This is a genomic window from Aliivibrio sp. SR45-2 (assembly GCF_963890165.1).
GTDB classification, from domain to species: Bacteria; Pseudomonadota; Gammaproteobacteria; order Enterobacterales; family Vibrionaceae; genus Aliivibrio; species Aliivibrio salmonicida.
The window spans coordinates 64,963-74,888 of record NZ_CAWPRC010000099.1 but is presented as its reverse complement, the minus strand read 5'-3'; the positions used below and the strand labels follow the sequence as shown (position 1 = coordinate 74,888).

At 39.7% G+C, this 9,926-nt stretch carries 11 protein-coding genes and 1 pseudogene; 1 reads left to right on the top strand and 11 read right to left on the bottom strand.

The genetic code is table 11. From position 1 onward, the window contains the following. The 3 genes and pseudogenes from AACV33_RS04685 to serB form a co-directional block, all read right to left on the bottom strand. Positions 1–182, bottom strand: a pseudogene (locus tag AACV33_RS04685) (A24 family peptidase); the annotation flags it as partial. Positions 183–193: 11 nt separating this feature from the next. After that, positions 194–415 carry a Flp family type IVb pilin gene (locus AACV33_RS04680; RefSeq protein ID WP_017021068.1) on the bottom strand — a complete coding sequence of 74 codons (222 nt, stop codon included), beginning with the start codon at positions 413–415 and terminating at the stop codon, positions 194–196. 270 nt (positions 416–685) lie between these two features. Next, positions 686–1,654 carry a phosphoserine phosphatase gene (gene serB, locus AACV33_RS04675; RefSeq protein WP_182699939.1) on the bottom strand — a complete coding sequence of 323 codons (969 nt, stop codon included), beginning with the start codon at positions 1,652–1,654 and terminating at the stop codon, positions 686–688. 130 nt (positions 1,655–1,784) lie between these two features. On the opposite strand from serB, the gene AACV33_RS04670 reads away from it, so the two are divergent. Further along, positions 1,785–2,384 carry a YtjB family periplasmic protein gene (locus AACV33_RS04670; RefSeq protein WP_182699938.1) on the top strand — a complete coding sequence of 200 codons (600 nt, stop codon included), beginning with the start codon at positions 1,785–1,787 and terminating at the stop codon, positions 2,382–2,384. Positions 2,385–2,470: 86 nt separating this feature from the next. Here AACV33_RS04670 and deoD read toward each other — a convergent pair whose 3' ends face one another. The 8 genes from deoD to AACV33_RS04630 form a co-directional block, all read right to left on the bottom strand. Then, complete coding sequence (gene deoD / locus AACV33_RS04665; RefSeq protein WP_017021065.1) at positions 2,471–3,187, bottom strand: purine-nucleoside phosphorylase; 717 nt, start codon at positions 3,185–3,187, stop codon at positions 2,471–2,473. Between the two features lie 70 nt (positions 3,188–3,257). After that, positions 3,258–4,478 carry a phosphopentomutase gene (locus tag AACV33_RS04660; RefSeq protein ID WP_012549429.1) on the bottom strand — a complete coding sequence of 407 codons (1,221 nt, stop codon included), beginning with the start codon at positions 4,476–4,478 and terminating at the stop codon, positions 3,258–3,260. Positions 4,479–4,488: 10 nt separating this feature from the next. Next, positions 4,489–5,820 carry a thymidine phosphorylase gene (deoA, locus tag AACV33_RS04655; RefSeq protein WP_017021063.1) on the bottom strand — a complete coding sequence of 444 codons (1,332 nt, stop codon included), beginning with the start codon at positions 5,818–5,820 and terminating at the stop codon, positions 4,489–4,491. A gap of 115 nt (positions 5,821–5,935) precedes the next feature. Beyond that, entirely contained in the window at positions 5,936–6,712 is a 777-nt protein-coding gene (gene deoC, locus AACV33_RS04650) for a deoxyribose-phosphate aldolase (protein ID WP_017021062.1), read from the bottom strand. 284 nt (positions 6,713–6,996) lie between these two features. After that, positions 6,997–7,167 carry a XapX domain-containing protein gene (locus AACV33_RS04645; RefSeq protein WP_023604119.1) on the bottom strand — a complete coding sequence of 57 codons (171 nt, stop codon included), beginning with the start codon at positions 7,165–7,167 and terminating at the stop codon, positions 6,997–6,999. Between the two features lie 372 nt (positions 7,168–7,539). Then, the gene (locus tag AACV33_RS04640) at positions 7,540–8,823 is read right to left on the bottom strand and encodes a NupC/NupG family nucleoside CNT transporter (protein ID WP_012549424.1); all 1,284 of its coding nucleotides are present in this window, start codon (positions 8,821–8,823) and stop codon (positions 7,540–7,542) included. A 199-nt stretch (positions 8,824–9,022) separates the two neighbouring features. Continuing rightward, positions 9,023–9,799: a TatD family hydrolase gene (locus AACV33_RS04635; protein WP_182699937.1), complete on the bottom strand. Its 777-nt coding sequence runs from the start codon at positions 9,797–9,799 to the stop codon at positions 9,023–9,025. Further along, positions 9,780–9,917, bottom strand: coding sequence for a hypothetical protein (locus AACV33_RS04630; protein ID WP_175286812.1), 138 nt, complete (start codon positions 9,915–9,917; stop codon positions 9,780–9,782). The genes AACV33_RS04635 and AACV33_RS04630 overlap by 20 nt, the downstream gene beginning before the upstream one ends. Between the last annotated feature and the right edge of the window lie 9 nt (positions 9,918–9,926).

Here is a 9,926-nt window from a genome sequence, read left to right as displayed (position 1 = left end):
AGAATAATTAAAGGTGAGATCAAATAATTAATATCACCTTTAATATAAATAGAAAATAAACCAACTATAGTAATAGAGATAATTATATTGTTAGATATTTCTCGATTCTTAATGTCATGAAAAATAATATAAAAATTAGTCATTAACATTAAACCAACCATTAATAACTTAATATTAATCATGATTAATATAATTACCCTTGAGGAGGCGTTGCAGTTCCTGCTGATGTAATATTATCAGAAATAGTTTCCATCGCACCAAATAGGGCATCAGATAACGTTCCGTTAAATACCGCTAATACGATTGCTGACATGCAAACACCAATGATTGCATATTCAATTGCAGTAACGCCACGTTCATCATTTTTAAAAGATTGAAGAGCTAGTTGAGTTTTTACAAATAAGTTAGTTAACATAATAAGCCTTTAGTTGATTAATATCTGTTCACTGCGAACAAGGTGTATACTATTCACTCAACCAATAAGCGTCAATTTAATGACTATTGCTATGACATTCCTCTGACACAAATGTAAGTTTCATTCAGGCTCCATTCAGAAAGTGACAGTGATCACTATTTTAAATGCTAATCGGTGTATAAATCGATAAATACACACCTATCAATTAGAGCGAATACAAAAAAATGGACTCAAATCGGAGTCCATTTTTATTATTCCACTATATTAAACTTACCAACTCAGCTTATTATTCATTAGTAGCGAAGCTGAAAGGATACAAGCAACGCCACCTAAATCTGCGTATCGAACCGCTGCCTGTGCTTGCTCTTGTACTTTAGGTTTTGCATGATAAGCAATGCCCAGACCTGCTGCTGACATCATGACTAAGTCATTAGCTCCATCACCAACCGCAACAGTATTACTCATTTCAATGTCGTACTTATCTGCCAGTTCAATAAGAATATCGGCTTTGGTTTCTGCGCTAACAATATCACCTAAAACCTTACCCGTTAATTTACCGTCAATGATTTCTAACTGGTTTGATTGAGCGTGAACTAAATTCAACTCTTCTTTAAGGTAATCTGAAAAGTAAGTAAATCCACCAGATGCTATAGCGACTTTCCAACCATAGTTCTGCATTGTCATTACCAATTCTCTCATCTCAGGCATAAAAGGAAGGGTTTCTTTGACTTGAGCCAAAATCGATTCACTTGCTCCTTCAAGAGTACTCACTCGTTGAATTAAGCTTTCTTTAAAATCAAGTTCACCTAGCATCGCTCGCTCTGTCACTTCAGATACTTGCTCACCAACCCCTGCCAATTTCGCTATTTCATCAATGCATTCAATTTCAATGGCTGTTGAATCCATATCAAAAAGGATAATTCCCGGGTTAGATAAATCTGGGATGTCTTTTATTTCAGCGTAATCTAAACTAAGTTCATCAACGATGATTTTGTGTTCTGGTGTCATTTCACCAGCGATAGCAGCGACTTCATAGTCACCCACTTTCCATGTTCGAATGACCTTTGTTGTCATTCCAACAAAAAAATCGATGTCTTTCGTGTGAAGGGGAGAAAGGTGTGAACCGTAAATGATCCAACCCACTGACTTAACCTCTAATTGAGAGGCCGTTACCGAGGTTGAAAAACGGTTTACCAATGTTGTGTGTTTCTTTATTGCAAATGGGGTTATCGCGTCCATGATTTGTATCCTTACTAATCCTCTATCAAAAATACCGATTGAAATTAGATAGAGCAAGTCTGAAGCGACATAAACTGCTATTTTTGTATAAATTGCGTATAATTCTCGACTATTATTTTATTTGGTGCGGATGATGCTTTCTCAAAATCTCATAATTAAAAGCCTGATGCTGCTCTCTCTGATCGCATTCAGTTACTTTATTTTAATTAATAGTACGGTGATCAGTGATAATAATCAGATCATTCAAAATAAACAGTTACAGGATCTTAGTCGAACCATGACAAGACAAGCAGCATTGTTTGCTGTCGATAGCATCAAAAAAGACGATCACGAAGCCTTGCTGCAACTAACGAATAATCTGGCAAAAGAAAACCTTGTGTTTGATGCTACGATTTACGACGCGGAAGGTGGTGTACTAAGTAAAAGCAGCAATGCGTTAACCGCATCACAAATTACGGGCATTAATACACCATTATCGATTGATGGCATCGGTCGACAACAATTAATCGAACCAATAGTAAAAGACGAGCGGGTATTGGGGTTTTTACGTATAACCTTTGAAAAGTCAACGTTGACTGGTTTTGCGAACCACCATTACCGTAAAAGTGACCGATTGATGTTTGGTATGCTTATTATAAGCCTTGTTTCAGGTATGTTTATTATGGCAATACTTAAAAAACGTGAAGATTCTAGCAAGCCTGTTACTACACTGTTTGGCGGTAAGTCTTAATACGTTCTGTTTATTTCACAGATAAATAATAAAAAGGCGATGTTAATAAATAACACCGCCTTTTTTTCACTACAAATAATGTGACATTATTTGTCGCCAAGCAATACTGAATCTAACGCAATCAGCATCATTTCATCAAATGTTGTCGCTCGTTCATCAGATGTCGTTTGCTCACCGGTTTTGATGTGATCAGACACAGTACAGATAGCTAATGCTTTTGCACCGTATTCTGCAGCAACACCGTACATACCAGCCGCTTCCATCTCTACGCCTACGATGCCGTATTTATCCATTAGGTCAAACATGCTTGGATCTGGCGTATAGAATAGCTCAGCAGAGAAAAGATTGCCGACTTTGACTTTAATACCACGTGCCTGTGCTGCAAGCTCAGCATTACGTACCATTTCGTAATCAGCAATTGCTGCAAAGTCGTGATCTTTAAAACGAATACGATTCACTTTAGAATCCGTACATGCGCCCATACCAATTACAACATCACGAACTTTAATGTCTTCGTTTACTGCACCACAACTGCCTACACGAATCACTTTTTTAACGCCAAAATCTTTAACAAGCTCAGTCATATAAATTGAACATGATGGGATCCCCATGCCATGCCCCATCACTGATATTTTACGACCTTTATAGGTTCCAGTGTAGCCAAACATATTTCGAACATCACACACTTGAACAACATCGTCTAAGAATGTTTCTGCAATGTATTTTGCTCGGATTGGGTCTCCAGGCATTAAAACAACGTCTGCAAAGTCACCCATTTCAGCATTAATATGTGGAGTTGCCATAATTTTCACCCTTTCTTTTTAAACTTAAACTAGAAAAAAGCAGTAGAGAGGGCTCTACTGCTTATTATTTTTATAGGAATGATTTTCCATATTCCATATCAGAGATTTCAAAATACTCTGCTAAGGTCTGCCCTATATCGGCAAAGGTATCACGAAGCCCCAATGAACCCGCAGGCACTTTGTGTCCATAAACAAGAACGGGAATATGTTCACGAGTATGATCGGTACCAGGCCATGTAGGATCACAACCATGATCAGCCGTTAGGATTAGAATATCGTCTTCTTGTAGCATTTCCATGATCTCTGGAAGTCTTCCATCAAAATACTCTAGTGCCGCCGCATAACCTGCAACGTCACGACGGTGACCATACGCTGAATCAAAATCCACAAAGTTAGTAAATACGATGGTGTTATCACTCGCCGCCGTAATTGCCTCTTTGGTTGCATCAAACAATGCTGGAATGCCTGTTGCTTTGGTTTTTTGTGTAATACCACAACCAGCATAAATATCAGAGATTTTACCAATAGAATGTACGTGACCGTTTTTCTCTTCTACCAGTTTTTGTAATACGGTAATTGCTGGCGGTTCCAGAGAAAGATCGCGGCGGTTACCCGTACGTTCAAATTGACCTTTACCTGCACCAATAAATGGACGCGCTATCACTCGGCCAATATTATAATCTTCAAGTTCTTCACGTGCGATTTGGCAAAGTGTTAATAAATTATCTAAGCCAAACGTTTCTTCATGACACGCAATTTGGAATACCGAATCAGCAGAGGTGTAGAAGATCGGCATGCCCGTCTTCATGTGTTCTTCACCTAAATCATCCAGTACTTGTGTGCCTGATGCATGGCAATTACCTAGGTAACCAGAAAGGTTGGCACGAGCAAGAATTCGGTCGGTTAGCTCTTTAGGGAAACTATTTTCTTTATCGCTAAAGTAACCCCAATCAAATAAGACAGGTACGCCTGCAATTTCCCAGTGACCAGAAGGTGTATCTTTACCTGAAGACAATTCAGCGGCATGACCATAGGCACCAATAATCTCAGCATCAGCGTCTAAACCTGCGGCTAATTTGCCCGTAGACTCTTTACCTGCCATTGCTAAACCCAGCTTTGATAGATTTGGAAGCGTTAATGGCCCTTTACGGTTTCCATTATCGGCAAGTCCTTTGTCACACTGTTCTGCAATGTGACCCATTGTATCTGAACCCACATCACCAAATTTTTCAGCATCACCTGCTGCACCAATACCAAATGAATCAAGAACTAAAATAATTGCACGTTTCATGGTTTCTTCCTTACACATCTTGTGAGCGAACTTTACGATAAACTTCCGGTGTCGCTTCTGGTTGTTCTTCGCTGATCACGATAGCGGCTTTAACTGCATCTGCAGCCTGCTGCCATTGATCTTCATTACGAGCATGGATCATCGCTAATGGTTGATTGCTATCAACGGTTTGACCTAAACGAATCATATCACTTAACCCGACCGCATAATCAATAGTATCGCTAGCAACACGACGACCGCCCCCCATACCCACGACTGCCATGCCTAAATCACGTGTATCCATCGTATTAACAAAGCCGGATTTGTCTGCAAATACAGGTTTAATGATTTGCGCGGTTTCTAAATGGTTATCGTAATTTTCGATAATGTCATTTGGTCCACCAAGACCAAACACCATTTTACCAAAACATTCTGCGGCTTTGCCGTTGTCTAACACTGCTTGCAATTTAATACGTGCTTCTTGTTCGTCTTTTGCTAAGTTCGCAATCACAAGCATTTCAGCACATAGCGCCATCGTAACTTCATATAAACGAGGATTACGGTATTCGCCAGTTAGGAAACGAATCGCTTCACGAACTTCTAATGCATTACCTGCAGTAGAGGCTAATACTTGATTCATGTCCGTCAGTAATGCGGTCGTCTTCGTGCCCGCGCCATTAGCAACAGCTACGATAGATTTAGCCAGCTCTTCTGATGCCTCATAAGTCGGCATAAATGCACCTGAACCGACTTTTACATCCATCACTAATGAATCTAAACCTGCGGCTAATTTCTTAGAAAGAATAGATGCGGTAATCAATGAAATATTATCAACGGTTGCCGTTACATCACGAGTGGCATAAACACGCTTATCTGCCGGTGCTAAATCACCCGTTTGACCAATGATAGCTACGCCAGCTTCTTTGGTTACTTTTCCAAAAAGATCATTGTTTGGCATAATATTGTAGCCAGCAATGGATTCCAATTTATCTAACGTGCCGCCAGTATGACCTAAACCACGGCCAGAGATCATAGGAACATAACCACCACATGCCGCCACCATAGGACCAAGCATTAATGAGGTTACATCACCAACACCACCGGTTGAATGTTTATCAACAATTGGGCCATCGAAGTTCATGTGGCTCCAATCAATTACCATTCCTGAATCACGCATTGCACACGTTAATGCGATACGTTCAGGCATCGTCATTTCATTAAAATAGACCGCCATTGCAAATGCTGCAATTTGACCTTCAGACACGGTATTTTTTGCAACACCTTGAATAAAAAAGTTAATTTCTTCTGTTGTTAGTACTTTATTGTCGCGTTTTCTACGAATAATCTCTTGTGGTAGATACATTAGTGCCTCCCCAATCTTGGTTGGGTAAATTAATATAGGTAGGGTTGAGGTAGGTGAAGCGGTAATGCCTCACCTAAGTCGATTTATTTATCGATATAAATCGAGTAACAGGAAACTAGTATGCAGATGGGTCTGCTGTTTCTGCTGTCACTTCTAATGTATTTAAAAGATTAGTCAGTAGGCTTGACGCACCAAAACGGTAGTGCATGTTATCAGCCCAATCGCCACCTAGAATATCATCAGCCATTGCTAGGTATGCTTGTGCATCTTCAGCAGTACGAACGCCGCCAGCAGGTTTGAAACCCACTGTTTTTGCTACGCCCATATCACGAATAACTTCTAACATCATGCGTGCATATTCTGGTGTTGCGTTCACTGGCACTTTACCAGTAGAGGTTTTAATGAAGTTAGCACCTGCTTCAATACAAATTTGAGACGCTTTCTTAATAAGTGCTTCTTCTTTTAGCTCGCCAGTTTCAATGATCACTTTAAGCAGAATATCGCCACACGCTTCTTTACATTGCTTAACCAGTTCAAAACCAACAGTTTCATTACCAGCAATCAATGCACGGTATGGGAAGACAACATCGACTTCGTCTGCGCCATAAGCAACCGCAGCTTTCGTTTCAGCAACCGCAATAGCAATATCATCATTACCGTGAGGAAAGTTAGTTACCGTTGCAATACGAACATCAGGAGTCCCCTGTTCACGTAGCGTTTTTTTAGCAATAGGTACAAAACGAGGATAAATACAAACTGCTGCTGTATTGCCTACGGCTGTCTTCGCATTTTTACACAACGCAATAACGGCTTCATCTGTGTCGTTATCGTTTAGTGTGGTTAAATCCATCAACTTTAATGCACGTAGTGCAGCTGCTTTTAAATCGCTCATTGTTATCTCCGATAGAATAATATTCTTTGATAGTGCTGTTATATGCCTAAGCATAATACTGTATTGCTGTCTGAACTTTCGTTCTACATAAACAGCGTATGAGCGGACTTGATTCCTTGAAGAATTGAGCTGTAAAACGACGCCCAATCAATATCCTTTTTGCCGCCAGTACTTGGTACTGAAATAGCACCTCTTCATGAGGTACCGTTGAAATACTTGCTTATAGTATCAACACTTTATTGTGCCAACTAGTGAAAGCGTGTCTCCCTGTGAAAACACAGCGATTATGAAAAGAAACGCTCGATAATCCATTGATACCCGACAGCACCAAGGTAAACCCCAACAATTCCCATGACTCCGGAGAGGACGGGTGGTGCTGGAATAGGTAATTTAATGGCTGAAAATACAACGCCAACAATTAAACCGGCAAAAACCGACAGTAATACTTCATTCAACATAGTGAGCTCCCATGTTTTATTGTGTTTTTTAATCATAGCTCATTTAAATATGAATCTTTATTATGAGCAGTATTATAACAAGCTAATGAATGATGACTGGCGATGATAGGCAACGCAATCGGTTTGCATCTCACTCTTTTTACTTTAAATATTATGCCAATACAATTAATTAGATGTTCTCTTTATTACACAGGGAAATCATTTAGGAGTAAGACAAAAACACGGATAAGTAGTTACTCTATAATCCTCATTTTTACGAAGTTTGATCAATAATAATAAGCCCATGATCATTGATATTAAAAATAGACAGGCATAAAAAAACCCGCAACACATTGCGGGTTTTTATCAGTCGTTTCTGTCTCTATAATATTAGATAGATAAGAATAGACCTGCAATTGTTGCTGACATTAAGTTAGATAATGTACCAGCAGCAACGGCTTTCATGCCCATCTTAGCGATGTCATGACGACGTTCAGGAGCAAGGCTACCTAAACCACCAAGTAGGATTGCTACAGAAGAAAGGTTAGCAAAACCACATAGTGCGAATGAAATGATTGCTTTCGTTTTCTCAGACATTTCAACGCCAGTTTGTGCAACTAACATGCCGCCATCAGCAACGTCTTTTAGGTAAGGTGCAAAGTTTAAGTAAGCAACGAATTCGTTAACTACTAATTTTTGACCTAAGAACGAACCTGCAACTGTCGCTTCTTCCCACGGCACACCGATTAGGAAAGCAACTGGAGCGAATACGTAACCAAGAATAAGTTCTAGCGTAATTTCTGGCATACCGAACCAACCACCAACACCACCTAGGATACCGTTGATTAGAGCGATTAGACCGATGAATGCAAGAAGCATTGCACCTACGTTTAACGCAAGTTGCATACCTGTTGCAGCGCCTGCTGCTGCTGCATCGATTACGTTAGCTGGTTTATCATCGCCTTTGTTATCAAGTGCATCAAATTGATCAACCGGTGTTTCTGTTTCTGGTTTAAGAATTTTAGCAAATAGAAGACCACCAGGAGCTGCCATGAATGACGCCGCGATTAGGTACTCTAGAGGCACGCCCATAGACGCATAACCAGCAAGAACACCACCAGCAACAGAAGCTAGACCACCACACATTACTGCAAACAATTCTGATTGAGTCATTTTTGGAATGAATGGACGAACAACTAGAGGCGCTTCTGTTTGACCAACGAAAATATTCGCTGTAGCAGAAAGAGATTCCGCACGAGAAGTACCCAGTGCTTTTTGAAGAGCACCACCTAAGAAGTTAATCACAACTTGCATGATACCAAGGTAATAAAGTACCGCAGTCAATGATGCAAAGAACACGATTACAGGAAGTACACGCAGTGCGAATACGAAACCGCCGCCACCAAATACTTCAAACATTTTATTCGATACTAAGCCACCGAATAAGAATTCGATACCCGTGTTACCGTAGTTGATTACATTCGCAACCGCTTCAGATGCACCTAACAGTACATCACGACCCACAGGTACGTATAGTATGAATGCACCTAGAATAAATTGAATGGCAAAAGCGCCACCGACAGTACGTAGATTGATTGCTTTACGGTTATCAGATATTAGTACTGCAAATGCAAGCAGCGCTACTATCCCAACCAAGCTCATTAACAGGCTCATAGTTAAAAGTTTCCCTAAAATTGATTGTTGGCGTGTTTCAAATTAGCGGGGGCGATTATACTCATTGAACCACCAAGAAAGTAATGCCGCTGTCACATATTCTGCTAACGTACATCGTACATTCATTCATTAGTGTGATCTTTATCACTAACGAATATCTAAAGATTCATCAATTACATCTAAAGCAATGACTAATAACTCAAATCCCAAACAAATGATTGGCATTTCTGTAAACAGCATTCGCAATCGTTTCCCTCGGTTCTTTTCGTATCAAAATTAAACATTCTAGGATATTAGAGACTTTATCTGGGCTATTAGGCGTCCCTTGAAATCCAGATAATGGCATATCTGGCGCGTCAGTTTCTAACATCAACCACTCTAAAGGAAGCTCAGAAATTGTTCTTTTTGTTTTCATCGAACGCTCATAACTAATCACTCCCCCTACACCGATGAAAAAACCGAGTTTAATAAATGCTTCAGCTTGTTGCGTACTACCACTAAAACCGTGGATCACCCCACCTTTCAATGGTTTTATCTCTCGTAATATCTTCAATACCACATCATGACTTTTACGGCTGTGGATAATCAAAGGTAATTCGTACTTTACAGCTAACTTACATTGCATTTTAAATACGTTCATTTGATGCTTTTTATCGTACTCTTGATTCCAAAAATCCAATCCACACTCACCAATAGCGACGCATTTATTCGCCTTATTCGCCAATAATACCTCTAACTTTTTCACATCATCTTCATCGTTCTCAGTTAAAAATTGAGGGTGAATACCTAATGCATAATAAAGTTCGGGATATTGATGAGAGAGTCGTTCTACCGTCTCCCAATTGCTTGAATTAACACTAGGAATGATCAGCTTTTTCACACCAACAGAGCGTGCCTTTTCTAAATAAAAAAGTTCATTGTCTTTAAAAGGCGGAAAATCAAAATGACAGTGCGAATCAATCAGTTTTGTTGTCATTGCTTATCTCTTCTTTTTTATAAGGCACACAACTGCGTTTATTTTCTGGTGTTAACCCTAATGAGAGGCACCAAGCGTCATATTTTTCAACCCACTGCTTTATTGTCTTCCAAATCATAATCACCAT